This window comes from Microcoleus sp. N9_A2 (genome assembly GCF_036701775.1).
Lineage (GTDB): Bacteria > Cyanobacteriota > Cyanobacteriia > Cyanobacteriales > Microcoleaceae > Microcoleus.
In genome coordinates this window covers 56432-77212 of the sequence record NZ_JAUBRH010000027.1, presented here as the reverse complement: position 1 = coordinate 77212, position 20781 = coordinate 56432, and the positions used below count along the sequence as shown (strand labels likewise).

The following is a 20781-nucleotide window of genomic DNA, read 5'->3' as shown; positions in this document are numbered from 1 at the left end:
GTAACGCCACCGCCGATTCCAGAAGAGCCACCCGTAGCAGTAACGCCACCGCCGATTCCAGAAGAGCCACCCGTAGCAGTAACGCCACCGCCGATTCCAGAAGAGCCACCCGTAGCGGTAACGCCACCGCCGATTCCAGAGGAAGCCCCGGTAGCGGTAACGCCACCGCCGATTCCAGAAGAGCCTTCTGCGATCGCACCTAAACAGGATTTGACTCCCCCAGAAACTCCTCCAAGCCCGATCGCCAACGAACCCAAAACCCCATCGCCCGATCCTCCCAAAAATGATAGCCCGATCGCCAGCGAGGAACCTCCTAAAAGCGAACCACCCGTTACCCAGTCTCGCCCCAAGGGCGCTGAGAGTGCCCCAGATTTTACTGCTGATGCTGGAAATCCCAAGTCCTCGAATAGTCCTGAAAACAATAACTCGCCCTCGCCATCCTCAGAGCCATTAAATCCTGCTTCTGGGCCCATAGCTCGATCGCCCGCAGCCGGCCCGCCAGTCACAACTACTAGGCCAGGAGGCAGCCGCAATTCGGGAAGTGCGATCGCCGATGTCACAAACCCCTCCTCTGGCCCCGCAGGCGGAAACCCCCAGAGTGAAAGCGGAAGCTCTTCCTCAGAGCCATTTGCAACGGGTTCTGGCCCCATAGCTCGATCGCCCGCAGCCGGCCCGCCAGTCACAGCTACCAGGCCAGGAGGCAGCCGCAATTCGGGAACTGCGATCGCGGATGCCACAAACCCAGGAGGAAGTCCCTCGAACTCAGCATCCGGTGGGAGTGAAACTGCTGGAGGGGGTTCTTCAGATCCCTTTGGTAGTGGTTCGGGCTCAGTGCCAAAACCGAAAAATCCTGGTGGAGGGGAGAGTCCTTCCCGTCCTTCCGGCCCGGCACCAGGCACTTGCATTAGCTGCGGTAAACCTGAATATCCCAGCGCCGCCAGAAAAGAAGGGCGGCAGGGTCAAGTGAAAGTCAAGTTTGATATTGACCCTAACGGTAAGGCATTCAACATCGCGATCGAGACTTCTAGCAAATACGACGACTTCGATCGCGCTGCGATTAAAACAGTAGAAAAATGGAAATTTGCCTCATCAGACAGCGGTATTCAAGGAAAAACAGCTTCTATTACCTTCCGGCTCAATGAGTAGGTATTTTCTGGAAACCTAGCAATTTGGCTGGGAATTCCATAGCACCAAGAAAGCAACTGTAAATCTAAAAATTGAATTTTGTGTGAATTATGAATTTTGGAATGTCGCCAGCAACATTAAGTAAACTTCAGCGATTTGGATTCGCTCTATTACTTGGCTCCAACTTGGGTATGGCTGAGTTATTCGCAAACCCTCACAGCGCAATGGCAGGAGTGATTACTTTACCCGATGGCGGACGTTGTGAGGGAGAATTGAGCGAGGGAAAACTCAGCGGGCCCGCTATGTGCGAATATGCCAATGGCGATCGCTACGAAGGCCAATTTCTCAACGGCAAACCTCACGGTCAAGGGATCTATACCTTTAAAGAAGAAGGTCGATACCAAGGAGAATTTGCCTTGGGTGAATTCAACGGTCAAGGTGTCCGCGAATTTGTTAACGGCAACCGCTACGAAGGAACTTTTAAAGACGGTGAATTCGACGGTGCGGGTACTTTTACCTCCACTAACGGCATTCGTTATGAAGGCTCTTTTGCCAATGGTTCTCCCAGCGGTCGGGGGGCTTTTACATTCAGTGATGGCACTCGTTGCGAAGGAGATATTAAAGAAGGCAAAGTTAACGGTAAAGGAGTCTGTCAATATGCTAATAAGAACCGCTACGAAGGAGAGTTGCTGAGTAACTTGCCTCACGGACAGGGAACCTATACTTTTGCTGAAGGAGGTAGTTATCAGGGGCAGTTTAGTGAAGGGCAATTTGATGGCAAAGGGGTTCGCGAATATCCGAACGGCAACCGCTATGAAGGAGAGTTTGTCAAGGGCAACACTCAAGGTCAGGGGTTGTTAACTTTTAAAGAAGGGGGACGTTATCAAGGCCCGTTCGAGAATGGAGAATTTAATGGTGAGGGTGTCCGCGAGTTTGCTAATGGCAATAGCTATAAAGGCACTTTTGTCAAGGGTAAGATGAGCGGGAAAGGAGTTTATATTTTTGCCAATGGCGATCGCTGCGAAGGCGAATTTCGCGAGGGTCAGTTCAACGGCAAAGGTATCTGTATTTACGCCAATGGCGATCGCTATCAAGGTGAATTCCTCAACGGGCAGAAACACGGTCAAGGTTCCTACATTTATACAGATGGAACTAAGCTAGAAGGAAATTGGCAACAGGGGCAGCTTCAAAAATAACTCTTTGATATACTCACCGTCTTTTCAGATGGGGTGATTCTTGACGTTTAATAAAAAGATGTACGTAGCACAATTAAACCTATCTATCAGTGATATTACTGGCATTGTTCAGACTATTGCAGTAGTTGTATCACTGATTTATTTGGCAATTCAAGTTAAAGAAAGTACAAAAGCAACCAAGGGTGCAACCTATCAATCAATTATTAGCGCTTGTGCAGAGCTTGAGTCACGTATAAGCCAGGATGATGAAGTGGCGCGGATATACAAGTTAGGCATAACAAATCTGGAAAAATTAAATGAGAATGAATTCACCCGGTTTAACGAGCTTATTTGTAGTTTTTTTAATCTGTATGAAAATTTGTATTATCAATATAAAAATAAGTTGTTAGAAGAAGAATTATGGGCTGGTTGGTGCCTAAATATGCGGAATGACTTACAACAAAAAGGGGCAGCAGCTTGGTGGAACTCAAAAAGTCATCTTTACAGTAAAAGCTTCCGTGAATATGTTAATTCAGGAAAATGTCCTAGAAATTAATTTTGCTTAAGGGCATAATTTATCAACTGATATCAATATAATATAGCGGTTATCACCAACATGAGGTACACTTTATTCTTCTGTGAATGCCAGGATTTTCGAGGCTTTTTCTGTACCCCACCTACCTGAAAAAGGCTATAGTATGTTTCAAAAACTAAAAAAACAATGCCGGCGGATTTTCTCCTTATTAATCAGTTTTATTTTAGTTTTGCTCCTCAATAATGGGGTTCAATCCGCGCCTGAAACCGGCACTCAAATTCTTTGGGATACCTATGGAATTCCACACATTTACGGAGAGAATACTAAAAGCCTTTTCTACGCTTTTGGCTGGGCGCAGATGCAAAGTCACGGTAATCTGATTTTGCGTCTTTACGCACAAGCTCGCGGGCAAGCTGCCGAATTTTGGGGCGAAGATTATCTGGAATCAGATCGCTGGGTGCAAACTATGGGAATTCCTAATCGCGCAAACGCTTGGTATGAATCACAAAATCCCAGTTTTCGCAACTATCTTGATGCTTTTGTTGGCGGGATGAATGCCTATGCAAAAGAACACCCAGAGGCGCTCACCGAAGAATTAAAAATAGCATTGCCCCTCAAACCAACAGATGTATTGGCTCACGAGCAGCGGGTCATCAATTTTACTTTTATAGTCGATCCAGAGCGCGTTGAAAAGCTCACTGAAAATAATACTCCTAAAGGCTCTAATGGTTGGGCGATCGCTCCTTCCCATTCTCAAAGTGGCAATGCCATGCTATTGGCAAATCCTCACCTTCCTTGGTCGGATTTATATTTATGGTACGAAGCACAACTGATTGGCCCCGAAATTAACGCTTACGGAGCGACTCTCGTCGGATTTCCTGTATTAACGATCGCCTTTAATGACAACTTGGGATGGACTCATACTGTCAACACTCACGATGGCTGGGATGCCTATGAATTGTCCCTTGCTAACGATGGCTATCGCTTCGATGGCGAAGTCCGAAAATTTGACAGGGAAGAGAAGGTTTTAAAAGTCAAAGAAAAGAATGGGAATTTGCGATCGGAATCTCTAGTAGTGCGGCGTTCTGTTCATGGGCCGATTCTCACAGAAAAACAGGGCAAAGCGATCGCCCTGCGCGTTGTCGGACTCGAACAGTCCGGTGCTTTAGAGGAGTGGTGGGATATGGCACGAGCCCGGAATTTCAATGAATTTGAGGCTGTTTTAAAGCGCTTAGAAATTCCCATGTTTACCGTCATGTATGCCGATCGTGAGGGGCATATCATGCACTTGTTTAACGGTCAAGTCCCCATTCGCAAAAACGGAGATTTTAAATACTGGTCAGACACAATCCCAGGCGATACGTCAGAGACTTTGTGGAGCAAAAATCATCCCTATGCGGATTTGCCGCGCGTTGTCGATCCGCCCAGCGGTTGGTTGCAAAATACCAACGATCCCCCTTGGACGACGACGTTTCCCAAGGCGATCGCACCTGATAATTATCCCGCCTACATGGCACCGCGCGGCCCGATGGATTTGCGATCGCAGCGATCGGCAAAAATGCTGTTAGAAGATGAAAAAATCTCTTTCGATGAATTGATGCAATACAAACATTCCACTCAGGTAGAACTCGCCGATCGCCTCCTCGATGATTTAATTCCCATCGCACGGCAAGGCAGTGAAAAAGCTCGCCGCGCTGCGGAAGTTCTCGCGAATTGGGATCGCAAAGTCGATGCTAAAAGTCGTGGTGCGGTGCTGTTTGCCTTTTGGAAAAAAGCGATGAATGCTAATGAGTTATTCGCCAAACCTTGGAGCGAAGATGCGCCACTAACTACGCCAGACGGGTTGGCAAATCCTGCGGAGGCGGTGCGGGTGTTGGAAGCGACAGCAACCAAAGTTGAGGCAACTTATGGCGCTTTAGATGTGGCATGGGGGGAAGTCTTCCGATTGCCTGGGGAGGCTAATTTGCCGGCAAATGGAGCTGACGGTGCTTTGGGTGTATTTCGCTCAGTATGGTTCGCTCCAGGGAAAGACAATCGCTTTCAAGCGGTTGCGGGCGATTCTTTTGTCGCCGCGATTGAGTTCTCCAATCCGGTGAAAGCGATGGCGCTAAACAGTTACGGCAACGCCACTCAACCTGGTTCGCCCCATACCAGCGATCAGTTGCAGCTTTTTGCTCGCAAGGAATTGCGCCCTGTATGGCGATCGCGATCGGAAATTGAAGCTCACCTGAGTTCGCGCCAGAAACTTTAGCAGAAGGAAGTTCGGCAACGGATTCTGTAACGGATGTAACGGATGTAACTCACATCTGGCACCATTCTCAAGAACAGGCAAGATGCCTGTTCCACAAAGAGTGAATTTTTTTGTGGAACAGGCATCTTGCCTGTTCCTAAACAAGTAATTGAGAATGGTGCAACATCTCAGATATAACGGATGTCAGGAAGAAGGAAAAAGTTAAAAGTTAAAAGACCTTTTTCCGTTTCCCCTTTACGCATCGCGCAGCAGTCGGCAAGCATAGCCACCGACTGCAACGAGCAATAAGCCCAGCGCGGAGATAGCGTATAACAAAGCCATGCCAGCACCGGCACCTGTCCCGATAATTGGGCCAAAAATAGCTGCTAAAAATCCTCCCGGTTGCATGGCGGGTTCAAAGACGCGATCGGCAAGTGGGCCTGCGATCAATAAACCGATCGCAGACGCCAATTGCACGATTACTGCTCTGGTAGCAAAAACACGCCCCTGTACTTCTGGTGCGACTTTCGCCAGCCAAATCGCCTCGTTGGAACTGCCGAGGATGGGGAAATTGAAAGACGAACAAAATTGAGCGGGAATCCAGATAGAAAGCGCCTGACCGAAACCAAAGACTATTTTACTCAAGCCCGCGCCTGCCATCCCCAGCAGAAAGCCCCGGATTCGGCGTTTGGGGCCGCCCCAAATACTGACGATTGATGCTCCTAAAACACCGCCTGCGCCGGCGGCGGAAAGGATAGTACCGAGGATTCTCGTATTATTGCCGGTGCGTGCCAGAATCATGGGTGAGTAGAGGGCCGCGCCGATGTCGTGAGCGAACCAGAATAGCGAAACCAACACCAGCAAGGCAAGCAGGCTGGGACGCTGGACGATGTAGCGGAATCCGAAGCTGAGTTCTTGCCAAAAGTGGTGGCGAGTCGGCTGGGAATTGGAGGCGATATTGCTCCGCAATGCTGGCGCGATCGCGGGCTGGGGTATTTTCACACATACTAGCGTGGCGATCGCGATTGTAAAAGTTGCCAGGTCGATCGTAAAAATCCCGCCGGGCCCAATCACAGAATAGAGAATCCCTGCCAACGTCGGAGCAATAATACTCGCGCCATAATTTGCCAAAAAACTTAAACTGCTAGCGCGGCTGTAATGCTTTTCTGGCATCATTGTGGCGATCGCTGCTGAGTAAGCTAACTGCTGAATTTGGTCAAAAACTCCGTTAATCGCAGCCGCTACATATATATGCCATATTTGCAGGTTGTGGCTGATATAAAGTAATAGGATAGCGATCGTTAACAAAGCTGAAACCGCATCGCCGATCGCCATCAAAAATTTTCGATTCCAGCGATCGACGAGAATGCCAGCAACCGGAGCAAGCAAGATGCGCGGCAATTGAGTAAAAAACATCAACAAAGCCAAAGCCGTCGCTTGACTGGTGGACTCCCAAATCCAAATAGTCAGCGCAAACGCGGACATAGCGCTGCCAATCATCGAAGCAGTTTGTCCGAGCCAGAGTTGAATAAATTTTTGCATTAAATAGGCAATTGATAGGATTTAAAATTCTGAGGATAGGGTTTTTTAGACAGGAGAATGATATCAAATCCGTTAGCATCGGAATAGTAAATTCGAGTTCGCTGTTGACTGTTAACAGTCAACAGTCAACAGTCAACATCATTCCGGTGTTACCGGAAATGATATGACACCCGCATCAAACAGCACATCGCCCTCATCAAAACCAAGGCCATTGTTGACTAAGTGGAGATAATTCTTCATATTGCTGCCTCGCCTCCTTGCGGTAAAATTTCGCCAAATGCCGCTGCCGCCACATCATTGCGCCCGTCATAAACAGTACGATGGGTGCTAATCCTGCGATCGCATTTACCAGCCGCAAGTAAATTCCGCCATAGCTGCCAATATGTAGCGGATAAAGCGAGTTGAGAATTCGATTTGCGACAGAAGCCGAATTTACACTATCAGCCTGCAATATTTCGCCACTGTATTGGTCGATAGAAATCGTGCTAATCCCGTTTGGGTGCGGGTCATTAGGAAATTTTTTCCTTACTTTAAAAGTTGCTTCAGGTGTCAAAGGCAAAGAAATAAAAGTGGTTTTAGCTTCCGGCCAAACAATACTCACTTGCTGTAATATTTCATCAAGTTTTTGCCTCGAACTGCTAGAGTTGGGATGAGAAGTCAATGCTGGCTGGGGCTTTTCATTGGTTAGCCAATACAGAGTAGATTCAACCGGTACGTAAAAAATCATCGCTGTCCCTGTAGCAGAAATGAGGATTAGAAAAGCGACCGATACAATCCCAGAAACGTTATGTAAATCAAAGACAGTCCGCTGCCAGTGAGCTTTCCAATTAATAGAAAATCCGCGACCCAAATTACGCCAACCCGTCCACAATGCCAAGCCAGTAAAAGTTATTCCTAGCATTACTAAACCGCAAATACCCACAACAAAATGACCGAATTCTCCTCCAGCTAATTCCGCGTGTAACGTAAAAATAAAACCTGTAAAAGTTTCTTTTTCAAAGTGCGTACCCGTAATTTGTCCGCTGTAAGGATTGACATAAACGTTAACTACTTCCTCACTCTTTGAAAGCATCGAAACTTGGCAAACTTCCTTCGCCGAGCGCGGCAGCAAGATACTAAGAGCCTGATTTTGCGGATAAGCTTTTTCGACAACTTGCAGGACCTTTTCCAGCGGTATCCGTTCGGCTTGAGGAATTACTTGCAGGAGTTGGGGATTGAATAACCGCTCGATTTCTGGACTAAAAACCAGCAAGCTACCCGTTAAAGCAATTACTGCTAAAAATATTCCTACCACCAATCCCAAATACAAGTGCAGTTTGAATGCGAGTTTGCGGAAATTCATCTCGAAATTTTCCTCGAAGCCGTTAACTGTTCCAATTAAGGTAAAACCCATAGTCCGACAGGGAATGAATTCCCTGTCTCAAAGCTAAAGTCCTCTTAAGAGGACTGAGAAAAACACTTTTCAACTCCTTAGTCCTCTTGAGAGGACTTTAGCTATTAGACAGGGGTTTCAACCCCTGGCGGACTAGCGGGTGGGCGCGAGGACTAGCGGACTAACAGCTTAAATTGACACCAATGGGTTCTTGGAGTGTCCCTACAGGAGATATTGAATCTACCTCATAAACCTGCAATCTGTAATTACCAGTTAAGGCGGTAATTAACACTGAGAGTCAAACCTCTCCCTGCATAATTAACGCTGTCCGATCCAAATCCAGCGGAGTATTGGGATATCACGGGAAAATATTGATTATTCAATAAATTCTCGACTTTGACTTGTAGCAGCCCCGATCCAATTTTAACCGCGCTGACGTAATCCAGTGTGAGATAGCTGCTAATCGGCCCACCATCCGAGCCGTCTTTGAAGGCTTGATCGCGATTTCCAGAATATAATAACTGTAACCGATTGTTCCATCCCGGCAAAGTTTCGTTTTGAACATAAGCTGTTAGCTTGAGCGGTGGAATTCGGCTGCTATCGAGGGCGAGGTAACGCTTTTCTTCCTCATATTCGCCTTGAATATAAGTAGCAGTCCCGCCGATCGACCATTCTCGTGCAGGTTGCCAATCCACAGTCCCTTCTAAGCCGTAAATACGTTCTGGGGCGCGCTTTAGTTCCAGGCGGCCTGTGTTGCCAACTGGTTCAAAACGTACTCCTAGATCGGAGGTATTGTAAAAAGCGGCAAGCGACATTTGCACGGATTGCCAGCCTCCTCGAATGCCAATTTCGTAGTTGTTGACTTTTTGCGGTTGAGTTACTTCTAACGAAGACTCAATTCCGACAAAATCGTCGGGGGGTTGGCGGAGGATGCGGCCGAAATCTGGAACTGAGAAACCTTGAGAAAAGTTGCCAAATACGTTAAAGTTGTCAGTAATTTTATAGACCGCCCCTGTATTAAATAGGGTGGCGTTAAATTTGCGATCGCCTCCTTCGATCTGGCGCTCATTAAAAGTGGTATAATCATTGACGTTTAACCCGAGGCGTTCGTGACGTATCCCACCACTTAAAATGACGATATCGTCAATATTCCATTCCATTTGACCGAAAAAGCCAAGGCTGTTGTAAGTGTAAGGAGGAACGAAAGGACGCTCGGAGATTTTCCGGTAAACCCGGCCGCCACTTGTGTCAAATCTCTCCGGGTCGTACAGGTCGAAACGCTGTCTGCTATCTTCAGTAACATAGTCAGAACCCCAAGTTAATCGCAGATTTTCGGCACGGGATAAAGGAGTGACGATCGCCAATCTACCTCCTATCTGTTCGTTCTCGCCTCGCGATCGAGCAACGCCGACAAACGGACCAAAGAAATCGGATGTGCGAAAATCAGAGGGAACACTTACATTGGAATTAGTTCGATAGTAGATTTGACTTTGAAGGCTGCTGCCAAAAAGGTTTTGGTTGGTGTAACTTAGGTTGAGCTGTGTACTTTTATTTCCCGGTGTTTCCCCGTCGATATCCAAATTTCCGGTGCGGATGGCGCGAGCTTTTTGCCGTCCTTCCCGATCGTCAATGCTAAAGTCTGGGATCACATTGGGATCTTGGGTTTCCCGATAGTGATTGACAGTTAGTTGCAGCCGCTGTTGGCTGTCCAAATCTACCCCGACTTTGCCCATCACGTTGAAGAGGGTGCTGCTATCTCCGCCGAGTTCAAAAAAGGGAATACGATCGCCTTTGGCATCGTAAAAAGCTCCACTTCTGGCGATCGAGACAGTGCCGGTGAAATCGAAATTGCCACTTCGACCAGAAATCGTCTGCTGAGCGTTAAAGCTTAGAGCATCTTCTGTATTTGTTAAAGCGCTACCGACACCCACTTCAGTAACAGCAGTTAGCCTTTCCTCAGTTGGCCGGCGAGTAATAATATTAATCACGCCACCCGTAGCCTGAGCACCGTAGATTGCGGTAGACCCCCGCACTACCTCAATGCGTTCGATCGCACTGGGATCGATGTTTCTAAATTCTCTGCCAAAAGATTGAAGATTGGTTGTTTGCGGCACGCCGTCAATCAGAACGGAAACGTCGCGCCCCCGCAAAGTTTGTCCATAAGTGCTAGTTTGTTGAGTCGGAGGCGCGAAACCGGGAACCTGATTTGCCAGAGCTTCCCCGATATTTCTCGATTGCCCTACCTGCTGCTGAAGTTCTTCTGAGTCTACCACTGTTATAGAGCGCGGCACGTTCGTCACTCTTTCTGCGGTTCGCGTTGCAGTGACGACGATTTCAATCGCGTCTCTCCCTACCTGTGGCGTTATAGCGGGTGGCTGTGTCGGTGTTCCTGGTGGCTGCGCTGTCGGCGGCAAGGGTTCTCCGGGCATTCCTGGTGGCTGCGCTGTCGGTGGAAAGGATTCTCCGGGCGTTCCTGGCGGCTGCGCTGTGGGCGGTAAGGATTCTCCGGGCGTTCCTGGCGGCTGCGCTGTTGGTGGTAAAGGTTCTGCGGGTATCTCTACTGGCTGCCCTGTCGGTGGTAAGGGTGCTGCGGGTGTCCCTGGCCGCTGTGTTGTAGGAGCCGGTGCAGGCGGGCGAGCAGTCATCTCCGAGCTGGGTTTTAAGCCCAGAATCAGACCCGCAGCATTAGGAATCACCCGTGCCACTGGTTGACCCCTCTCGCCAATCACTTTGATGCGGATGCTGTTGTTATCTAAAGGAGTAACGGTGACAGAAGCAATTCCGGCAGCCGGTTTGTCTTGACGAAACTCATTTCCCCCCGATAATCGCAGTTGAGCGGTGATGACATCAACTTGTAAAGTTTCGCCAAAGCTGGTGCTGAAGACTTGCAGGGGTCTTCCATCTTCAGTGTCTAGGATGATTTCGATGCCTTCTGACGTGGGGTTGAGGCGAACTGCCGTCACCTGCGCGATGGTGGAAGCGCACGCCGACTGAGCGATTAACGCTGGCACCACTCCTGCCAGCCCGAGGCTGCTTAATAATTTCTGCGATCTGTTCATTACTCTTTAATCAACAATTAATGGAACTTCGGATATGTGGTTGGCGTTGCTTGCACAACATGATTTGTGTCTTCTGTGCCTCTCGAAACTGACCTGCGGAAGATCCGGCCCAATTGTCGGGCGCAGTTTGAGCCGATTCTCCCGTCGCTAGCGGCCTTTGTCTGGGAATACAGCAGGTGCGTGAGGGCAAACGCCTCAGTCCGGTGGCGCTCTGGACGATCGCCCACGGTGGGCATTTTCCTCGCTTAAAGGAAGTAGTCGCTGGGCGCTTAATGAGAAAGTGCCTTAATTAGATAACGGAGCACTTGCATCTGTCAAGAGTTAACTAATAAAAATTTATTGCATTTCAAGATAGGGGGTCTCACCCCTCTATCTAGTTGGACACCACTTGCCTATTATGGTTGCTTGTCAGGGCCAGACAAACGACCGCCTAAAATGCTATGGCAAGAGTTAGAAAAATTGTCATATAGGAAATGAGAGGAGTTAAGAAAATATCTCAACTACTCTTGACAATAGATATCATCTAGCTTACTATGCTAAAAGTCGATAGCCGTAAAGCCTCTGAAGCCGATCTCGAAGCTGGCTCGGACTGAAAATCGCCCCGGAGCCATTGCCGAACAGCGCGATCGACCACAAAACGTGAAAACAAGCGCTAATCACCCGAATTGAAGACTAAAACGCGCTGATGGGAGACTCGTAACGCCTGACAACTGTTCACAGAAAGTCTATGTGGCAAGAATTTGGCGGAACTGGTTGGCGTACTGCAAACAAGATTTATTAGGTGAAAAGAATCGATGAGTGACGCAAGCATTAAGGGAAACCAACTCACCGAAAGTTGTACCAATTTAGTAGAACTCCTACAAAACAGAGCGTTACACCAACCAGAGCAGAAATATACATTTCTGTTAGACGGAAAAACTGAAACCGCCAGTTTGACTTATCGAGAGTTAGACGCGATCGCCCGATCGCAGGCCGTGCGACTTCAGACATTGGGGCTGACTGGCGAACGAGCCTTACTGCTTTTCCCACCAGGATTGGACTATCTCGCCGCCTTTTTTGGATGTTTGTACGCCAAAGTGATCGCCGTTCCCCTCTATCCGCCGAAGCTGAAGCGGAATTTAGGGAAAATTAGTGCGATCGTCAAAGACGCAGGAGCAACAGTTGCGATCGCTCCCACACGACACCTGGAAAATTTAGAGCAACTGTGCGAGCAAGCCCCGGAACTTAAAGCGATACACTGGCTGAGTGCAGAGGTGCTTTGCGATGACGGCGAAAAATGGCAGCAGCCACCCATCCATCCCGACTCCGTGGCTTATCTTCAGTACACTTCCGGCTCAACCTCCACCCCCAAAGGCGTAATGGTGAGCCACGCAAACGTTTTGTACAACATCGAATACATTCATCGAGGCTTTAACCACGATGCAGAAAGCGTTGCGGTAACGTGGCTCCCACCCTTTCACGACATGGGGTTAATTGACGGATTGCTCAAACCTTTGTATCTGGGAATTCCCTCTTACTTCATGCCGCCAGCCGCGTTTATTCAGAACCCGATGTGCTGGTTGGAAGCGATTTCACACTACAAAGCTACCCACAGCGGCGGGCCAAATTTTGCTTACGACTTGTGCGCTAGCAAAATCAGCAAAATCTTGGATCGCCAAAAAACGCTCGATTTGAGTAGTTGGCGCGTCGCCTATAACGGCGCAGAACCCATCCACAAAGAAACCCTAGAGCGATTTACCAAAGCTTTTGAACCCTGCGGTTTTCACGCGGATGCCTTTTGTCCTGCTTACGGAATGGCAGAAACCACGCTAAAAATTGCCACGGTTCGCAGCGGGACAACACCGACTTTCTTAGCTGTTGATGCTGGGGCGCTGGAAAATAATCATATTGTAGAAGTTTTGGAAGGCGAAGGGGGCGCGCGAACTTTAGTCGGCTGCGGTTTCCCTGAATTTGGGACTAAAGTTGCGATCGTCAATCCCGAATCTCTGACGCAATGCCAGCCGCAGGAAGTCGGAGAAATTTGGGTAGCTGGCGAAACAGTTGCGCGAGGCTATTGGAATCGCCCAGAAGAGACAGAAAAAACCTTTCAAGCATATCTTTCAGATACCCGCGAAGGGCCATTTTTGCGAACCGGAGATTTAGGCTTTTTGCGTGATCGAGAACTGTTTATTACAGGGCGACTCAAAGATTTGATTATCATCCGAGGTCGCAATCTTTATCCCCAAGATCTAGAAAGAACAGCAGAACGGAGCCATCCCAGTTTGCGGCTAGGGGCGATCGCAGCATTCTCAGTGGAAGTTGCAGGCGAAGAACAGCTCGTTATCGTGCCAGAATTACAATCTCGAAAAGCGCCGGATAATGCCGAGGAAATTATCAGCGCCATCCGATCCCGCATTGCTCAAGAATATGAAGTGCAAGTTTATGGAGTAGTGCTGATTAAGCCCGGAAGCATTCCGAAAACGACCAGCGGTAAAATTCAACGTCGCGCCGCCTATGCTGACTTTCTAGCTAACAAATTGGAAGTTGTCGCGAGTAGCATTTTAGAGATATCTGATTTTGTTGAAATAGAGAATCGCCTCACGCGAGAAAATCTGCTGACAGCCGAGTCAGAACAACAGCAATCGCTGCTTGAGGCTTATCTTTGGCAGCAGGTAAACCGCCGGGGAATGAATTCCCCGGCTAATAGCCAAAGTCGGCTAAAACTGATATCTTGCACCATTGTCAAGAACGGGCAAGATGCCCGTTCCACAAAGAATGAGTTTTCTTGTGGAACAGGCATCTTGCCTGTTCCTAAAAAAGTAATTGAGAATGGTGCAAGATGTGAGCTAAAGCCTACTGAAGAGGAATCTTCAACCCACTTCAGTGCCAGCGGGAAAACACAAAATATTATCGATCGACCACTCAGTAGCTTTGGACTAGATTCTTTAAGAATTTTTGAGTTAAAAAATCAAATTGAGAGTGACTTGGGTGTTACTGTATCGGTTGCCGATTTGTTTGAGGATAGGAGCATTGCTCAACTAGCAGAGAAAATTCGAGAGCAGCTAACAGGAAATACCAAGGCAGTCGTCATTAAGCCAGTTTCTCGATCGCGCCATCTTCCCCTGTCTTTTGCCCAAGAGCGCTTGTGGTTCTTCGACCAATTGGAACCAGGAAACCCCTTCTATAACCTCTGCGGTGCAGTTCGGATTACAGGACAACTTAATGCAGAAACGCTCAGACAAAGTATTGATAAAATTATCGGGCGACACGAGATTTTAAGAACTGCTTTTGCTGGTGGAGAAAAAGCCCAAGTACAAGTTATTTTTGATGCAAAAAGTTTCCCATTGCCGCTGATAGATTTGAGCGATCGCTCCCCGGAGAAACGCGAAAAAGCAGCGCAAGAACTGTCGGTGCAAGAAGCACAATCGCCCTTTGATTTGACTCAGCCAAATCTGCTCCGCGCCAAACTTCTGCGCCTATCTGAAATGGAACATACCCTGCTCTTGTCCGCCCATCATATCATTTTTGACGGGTGGTCTTTGGGCGTATTTTTACGGGAAATAGCTGCATTTTATGAAGAATTATCTAATAAGAATTTAGTCGCGATTCCACCGCTGCCAATTCAGTATGCAGACTTTGCAACTTGGCAGCGCCAACAAATGCAGGGAGAAATATTAGAAACTCAACTTACTTACTGGAAGCAGCAGTTAAGTGGCAGCACAGCAGTTCTAAATTTACCAACAGACTTTTCTCGTCCCGCTGTTCAAAGTTACAAGGGAGATCGGCAATTATTTGAATTACCAGAGCAGTTAACCGAGGCAATTAGGCAATTGAGTCACCGCGAAAAAACTACTGTATTTATGACATTGCTGGCAGCATTCAAAACACTGCTTTACCGCTACACGGGACAAGAAGATATCCTCGTCGGTTCACCAATTGCCAACCGCAACAGCAGCGAAACCGAATCATTGATTGGATTTTTTGTCAATACTTTAGTCCTGCGGACTGACTTAAATGGAAATCCCACTTTTCGAGAGTTGCTGAGTCGAGTGCGAGAGGTTGCATTAGGCGCTTACGCGCATCAAGATGTACCGTTTGAGAAGTTGGTAGAAGAATTGCAGCCGAATCGAGATTTAAGTCACTCGCCTTTATTCCAGGTGATGTTTGCCTTTCAAAATGCCTCTGAATTCGCCTTAGAATTGCCGGGTTTAAGCCTGAACTGCCAACAGATTCACAGCGGCACAGCAAATTTCGATTTAACGCTGGAATTAGAAACGACAGCAACAGGTATTAGAGGGTGGTTTGAATACAGCATAGACTTATTTTCACCGACCACTATTGCGCGAATGGCAGGACACTTTCAGAACTTATTAGAAAGTATCGTTGCCAATTCTTCCGCACGACTGTCAGATTTGCCCATGCTTGCAGAAGCAGAACGCCATCAACTTCTATTTGAGTGGAATAATACTGGGATAAATTACTCCCAAAATGGGTGCGTTCACCGTTTGTTTGAAGTGCAGGCTGCGAAAAACCCTGATGCTGTTGCGGTGCAATTTGAATGTCAAAGTTTTACATACAGAGAACTCAATAATCGCGCGAATCAACTTGCCCATTACTTGCTCTCTTTAGGCGTAAAACCAGATGCGATTGTCGGCGTTTATATGGATCGATCGCTCGATGCGATCGTCGCAATCTTAGGCGTATTAAAAGCAGGTGGCGCTTATTTACCTCTCGATCCCAATTATTCCAAAGAACGTCTTAATTTTATGTTAGAAGACGCGGGAGTTCAGGTACTGCTAACGCAAACGCAATTAGCAGCAAACTTACCAGCGCAGAAGATTACTGTGATTTGCTTGGATGCAGAATGGGAGAGAATTTCTCAACAACATCAGTCAAATCCTGATAGCGCCGTTGGGCCAGAAAACCTCGCTTATATCATCTATACATCCGGGTCTACTGGCAAGCCAAAAGGGGTTATGGTGCAGCATCACTCTTTGGCGAATTATACGCAGGCTGCAAGTGTCGAATATGGCATTGAAGCGAACGATCGCATTCTTCAATTTGCTTCCCTCAGCTTCGATGTCAGTGCTGAAGAAATTTATCCCTGTTTAACGCGAGGCGCAACTCTGGTACTGCGCGAAAATTCCATGTCAGACAGTATTTCTTCCTTCCTACAAAAGTGCCGGGAGTGGGAAATCACCGTCCTGAATTTGCCGACAGCTTACTGGCACGAATTCACAGCCATGCTCAGTACCAAAACCCAAGAATTTCCCCCGTCAGTGCGCTTGACAATTATTGGTGGAGAAGCAGCGCTTCCAGCGTCGCTAGATCGGTGGCAAAAGTGCGTATCAGAAAAAGTGCGGCTTGTTAATGCTTATGGCCCCACAGAAACAACGATTTCCGCGACGTGGTGCCAGTTATCAGCAAATATTTCTACTGCAAAATCTCTGCCGATTGGTCGTCCAATTCCAAATGCCCGCACCTATGTACTCGATGCTAATTTGCAACCTGTTCCGATCGGAGTTCCCGGCGAACTTTATATCGGGGGTGCAGGGGTTGCGAGAGGATATATCAACCGTTCAGAGTTGAATCGAGAAAAATTTATTCCCGATCTTTTTAGCAAAGTGCAAGGCGATCGCCTTTACAAAACAGGCGATTTAGTCCGATATCTCCCCGATGGGAATTTAGTATTTCTCGATCGCACCGATCGCCAAGTAAAAATTCGCGGTTTTCGCATAGAGTTGGGAGAAATTGAATCCACGCTCAGCCAACATCCAGACGTGCAAGAAGCCGTCATTTTGGCGCGTGACGAAGATTCAGCCGGAAAGCGCTTAATCGCCTACCTCGTTTTAAATTCAGCAGTCAGCATTGACAACTCTGCACGGATTAAAAATCTGCGCTCTTTTCTCCAGAAAAAACTGCCCGATTATATGGTTCCTGCCAGTTTCATGTTTTTAGAAGCGATGCCACTGACACCAAACGGCAAGGTAGATTTTAAGGCACTTCCCGCACCGGAAACTAACAGTTCAGATGCGGATTTTATCGCTCCTCAGACTTTAGAAGAACAAGTATTAGCTGATATTTGGGCGGAGGTTCTGGGTTTAAAACAGGTGGGAATCAATGACAATTTCTTTGAGTTGGGAGGTCACTCTTTGTTAGCAACTCAACTAATTGCCAAGGTGCGCGATCGCTTTCAAGTTGAGCTATCGTTGCGCTGTCTGTTTCAATCCCCCACTGTCGCCAGTTTGGCAGTTGCGATCGCACAAGCTCAGAGCCAGCAGTCGCCCGAACCCCTGATTTCACTGCCCGCGATCGCCCCCGATGCTCAAAATCGCTACCAACCCTTTCCGCTCAACGAAATGCAGCAGGCGTACTGGATCGGGAGAAATAGCTTCTTTGAAATGGGCAATGTTGCGATTCACGGTTATGTAGAAATTGAGAGCGACGAGTTAGATTTAGAGCGGTTTAGCCTCGCGTGGGAGCGAGTTGTAGAGCGTCACGATATGCTGCGGGCGATCGTCCTTCCGAATGGACAGCAGCAAATTCTGGAAAAGGTACCCGCTTATAAAATTGAGGTTTTGGATTTGCGATCGATCGATTCAAAAGTTGCCGGCGAACAACTCGAAGCAATCCGCGATCGCCTTTCTCACCAAGTGCTGCCGCTCGATCGCTGGCCGCTGTTCGAGATTTGCGCTTCCAAAATTAATAAACGCCGCACCAGGCTCCACATCAGTATTGACGCTTTGTGCATAGACGGTTGGAGTTTTCAAATTTTGTTTGGCGATTTGGTAAAGTTTTACCGCAATCCCCATACTGCGATCGCCCCCTTGCAACTTTCTTTCCGCGACTGCGTGTTAACCACGATCGCCTTAGAAAAATCCCCACTTTACCAGCAATCCTTAGATTACTGGCGAACTCGTCTCAAAACCCTGCCACCAGCGCCGGAATTGCCCCTCGCTAAACACCCGAATTCCTTAACACAGCCGCGATTTAAACGCTGGAGCGATCGCTTAGATTTCTCAACTTGGCAGCGACTCAAAACGCGCATAGCTCGCGCCAGCCTCACTCCTACGGGTTTATTGCTCGCCGCCTATGCGGAGGTGCTTTCCCTGTGGAGCAAAACACCTCGGTTTACCCTCAACGTGCCGCGCTTTAATCGCCTTCCTCTGCATTCTCAAGTTGAGGAGATTATTGGAGAATTTGCCTCATTTACTCTGCTAGAAATAGATAACTCCAAGCAAGAAAGTTTTGAAGTACGAGCCAAGCGACTGCAAGAACAGCTTTGGCAAGATTTAGAGCACCAATATGTCAGCGGTGTGCGCGTTTTGCGAGAACTCGCCCAAGCGCAAGGTACAACGGCAGCGTTGATGCCGGTCGTGTTTACGATCGATCCGCAAAACGCGCCAGGGGAAGATACTTCTATCTTCTCTCTCATTCAAGAATTGGGAGAATTGGTGCACATTATCGGTCAAACTCCGCAAGTTTGGATCGACGCGCAATTTACCGAAACTGCCCAGGGGCTGTCTTTTAGCTGGGATGCGGTGGAAGAACTCTTCCCGCCAGGACTGATCGATGAGATGTTTGATGCCTACTGTCGCCTATTGCAAAGCCTCGCGAATGAAGAGGAAACTTGGCAGAAAACGGTGCAGTTTCAGCAAGCTTTTACTAACGGTATTGATGCACCCATTCCCGATGGATTGCTGCACGAATTGTTTGCTGAGAAAGTCGCGTCGCGATCGCACGAACCCGCTGTCATTACGCGCGATCGTACCCTCACCTACGAGGAACTATACCGGCGATCGAATCAAGTCGCTCATCGCTTGCGAAATCTCGGAGTTCGCCCTAATCAATTGGTTGCCGTCGTCATGGAGAAAGGATGGGAGCAAGTCGTCGCTGTCTTGGGAATTCTAGCCTCTGGAGCTGCTTATTTACCCGTAGATGCGGCGCTGCCAAAAGAGCGGCTTTGGTATGTGCTGGACAATGGTGAAGTTGAGATTGTTTTGACGCAATCTCAGTTAAATCAACGCTTGGAATGGCCGGAAAATGTGTGGCGAATTTGTCTTGATACTGAGGAATTAGCAACAGAAAGCGGTGAAGCTTTGGAGTCAGTGCAGGAAGCGGAAGATTTAGCCTATGTGATTTATACTTCCGGCTCAACTGGCTTGCCGAAAGGCGTGGCGATCGCCCACCGAGGTGTAGTCAATGCGATCGCTCAAACGAACCAAGTATTTAATGTGGTCGAGTGCGATCGCGCGATCGCAGTCACCGCACTGCACCACGATATGTCCGTTTACGATATTTTCGGCATCCTAGCAGCCGGGGGTGCGATCGTCATTCCCGATGCCGCACAACGGCTAGACCCCGCTCACTGGACAGAATTGATGGTAAAAGAGCGCGTCACCATTTGGAACTCGGTTCCCCCGATGATGGAAATGCTGCTCGATTACGCTGGCGGACGTTCTGAGGTGTTGCCGGAGTGCTTGCGCTGGGCGTTTCTCGGCGGAGATTGGATTCCAGTAACACTCCCTGAGAGGTTAAGGGCGATCGTCAAAGAATGTCGCGTTGTCAGTGTCGGCGGGCCAACCGAAACTACCCTTTGGAATATTTGGTATCCGGTAGAAACTGTTGATTCTTCTTGGAAGAGCATTCCCTACGGATCGCCGATCGCCAATACACGCTATTACATTTTGAATGAAAGGCTAGAAGACTGTCCCGTCTGGGTTGCCGGCGAGATGTGCTGTGCCGGAGTTGGGCTGACAAAAGGATACTGGCGGAATGAAGAAAAAACTCGCGCCAGTTGCGTCACGCACCCCGTCACGGGCGATCGCTTGTACCGAACGGGAGATTTAGGGCGCTTCCTCCCTGACGGCAACATCGAATTTTTAGGGCGAGAAGATTTCCGCCTTAAAATTCGAGGATTTCGCATCGAAGCAGGAGAAATTGAAGCTGCTTTGAACGAGCACCCAGCAGTCAAAGCATCCATTGTCACCGCATTCGGAGAAAATCACAGTCAAAAGCGCTTAGTAGGGTATATTGTTCCCCAACAAAATGCTGTCCTTGCGACTGAAGAATTGCGCCAATTCCTGAGAGAAAAACTGCCCGATTATATGGTGCCGTCTGCATTGATAATTCTGGACGCGCTGCCACTTTCGGCGAACGGCAAAGTTAACCGTAAGGCTCTGCCCGAACCGGATGCTGCAATTCCAGAAGCCAAGAATTTTGTCGCGCCTCGCACTCCTATTGAGGAAATGTTAGCGAGAATTTGCTGTGAGGTTCTCGGCATTGAGCAGTTAAGTATTACCGATAACTTTTTTGAACTAGGAGGAAATTCGCTGCTGGCAATTCAATTAGCAGCAAAGATACGAGAATGTTGTCAGATAGAGTTGCCTTTGTGCGATATTTTTGCAGGGCGATCGCTCGCCGTACTTGCAGAAAAGATTGCTGAAGCCAAAAACCAAAATGCGGTCGTTGAAGAACCCGCGATCGTTCCCGTTTCGCGATCGGCGTACCGCAGGTCACTGTCATCTTTGCGCTAACCACAATTCAGTGATGAGTCATATCATGTCCGTTCGATTGACCATTATTCCTGTAGGGGCGGGTTCGCCAATATCTTTACTAAAAACGATAAATCTCGTAAACCCGCCCCGCCCAAGATATTACCTCATGTCCGTTCGATCGACCATAATATCCCGGTCGGGGCGGGTTTACGAGATGGTCAATTATTGGCAGGTATTGTTGGTGAACCCGCCCCTACAAAAATCGCG

8 protein-coding genes are annotated in these 20781 nt (G+C 48.2%); 5 read left to right on the top strand and 3 right to left on the bottom strand.

The window, feature by feature from the left end; genetic code table 11:
* The 4 genes from QUA44_RS17000 to QUA44_RS16985 all read left to right on the top strand — a co-directional run.
* On the top strand, positions 1–1146 hold a 1146-nt coding region (locus QUA44_RS17000; RefSeq protein WP_333309802.1), incomplete at its 5' end, for a TonB family protein.
* Positions 1147–1316: 170 nt separating this feature from the next.
* Positions 1317–2321 (top strand): hypothetical protein, encoded by a 1005-nt coding sequence (locus QUA44_RS16995; protein ID WP_333252669.1) that lies wholly within the window; start codon positions 1317–1319, stop codon positions 2319–2321.
* 58 nt (positions 2322–2379) lie between these two features.
* Positions 2380–2856 (top strand): hypothetical protein, encoded by a 477-nt coding sequence (locus QUA44_RS16990; RefSeq protein ID WP_333252672.1) that lies wholly within the window; start codon positions 2380–2382, stop codon positions 2854–2856.
* A gap of 142 nt (positions 2857–2998) precedes the next feature.
* Entirely contained in the window at positions 2999–5086 is a 2088-nt protein-coding gene (locus QUA44_RS16985; protein WP_333252674.1) for an acylase, read from the top strand.
* A 234-nt stretch (positions 5087–5320) separates the two neighbouring features.
* On the opposite strand, the gene QUA44_RS16980 is transcribed toward QUA44_RS16985, so the two are convergent.
* The 3 genes from QUA44_RS16980 to QUA44_RS16970 form a co-directional block, all read right to left on the bottom strand.
* Positions 5321–6607, bottom strand: a complete 1287-nt coding sequence (locus QUA44_RS16980) for an MFS transporter (protein ID WP_333252676.1) — start codon at positions 6605–6607, stop codon at positions 5321–5323.
* A gap of 196 nt (positions 6608–6803) precedes the next feature.
* Positions 6804–7949, bottom strand: a complete 1146-nt coding sequence (locus QUA44_RS16975; protein WP_333252678.1) for a PepSY-associated TM helix domain-containing protein — start codon at positions 7947–7949, stop codon at positions 6804–6806.
* A gap of 296 nt (positions 7950–8245) precedes the next feature.
* The gene (locus QUA44_RS16970) at positions 8246–11038 is read right to left on the bottom strand and encodes a TonB-dependent receptor domain-containing protein (protein WP_333252680.1); all 2793 of its coding nucleotides are present in this window, start codon (positions 11036–11038) and stop codon (positions 8246–8248) included.
* Positions 11039–11832: 794 nt separating this feature from the next.
* On the opposite strand from QUA44_RS16970, the gene QUA44_RS16965 reads away from it, so the two are divergent.
* Positions 11833–20553: an amino acid adenylation domain-containing protein gene (locus QUA44_RS16965; protein ID WP_333252685.1), complete on the top strand. Its 8721-nt coding sequence runs from the start codon at positions 11833–11835 to the stop codon at positions 20551–20553.
* The last annotated feature ends 228 nt before the right edge of the window (positions 20554–20781 follow it).

Coding starts and splice junctions, on each gene's coding strand:
- QUA44_RS16980 (WP_333252676.1), bottom strand. CDS start 6,607: ATGCAAAAATTTATTCAACTCTGGCTCGGACAAACTGCTTCGATGATT.
- QUA44_RS16975 (WP_333252678.1), bottom strand. CDS start 7,949: ATGAATTTCCGCAAACTCGCATTCAAACTGCACTTGTATTTGGGATTG.
- QUA44_RS16970 (WP_333252680.1), bottom strand. CDS start 11,038: ATGAACAGATCGCAGAAATTATTAAGCAGCCTCGGGCTGGCAGGAGTG.
- QUA44_RS16995 (WP_333252669.1), top strand. CDS start 1,317: ATGGCTGAGTTATTCGCAAACCCTCACAGCGCAATGGCAGGAGTGATT.
- QUA44_RS16985 (WP_333252674.1), top strand. CDS start 2,999: ATGTTTCAAAAACTAAAAAAACAATGCCGGCGGATTTTCTCCTTATTA.
- QUA44_RS16990 (WP_333252672.1), top strand. CDS start 2,380: ATGTACGTAGCACAATTAAACCTATCTATCAGTGATATTACTGGCATT.
- QUA44_RS16965 (WP_333252685.1), top strand. CDS start 11,833: ATGAGTGACGCAAGCATTAAGGGAAACCAACTCACCGAAAGTTGTACC.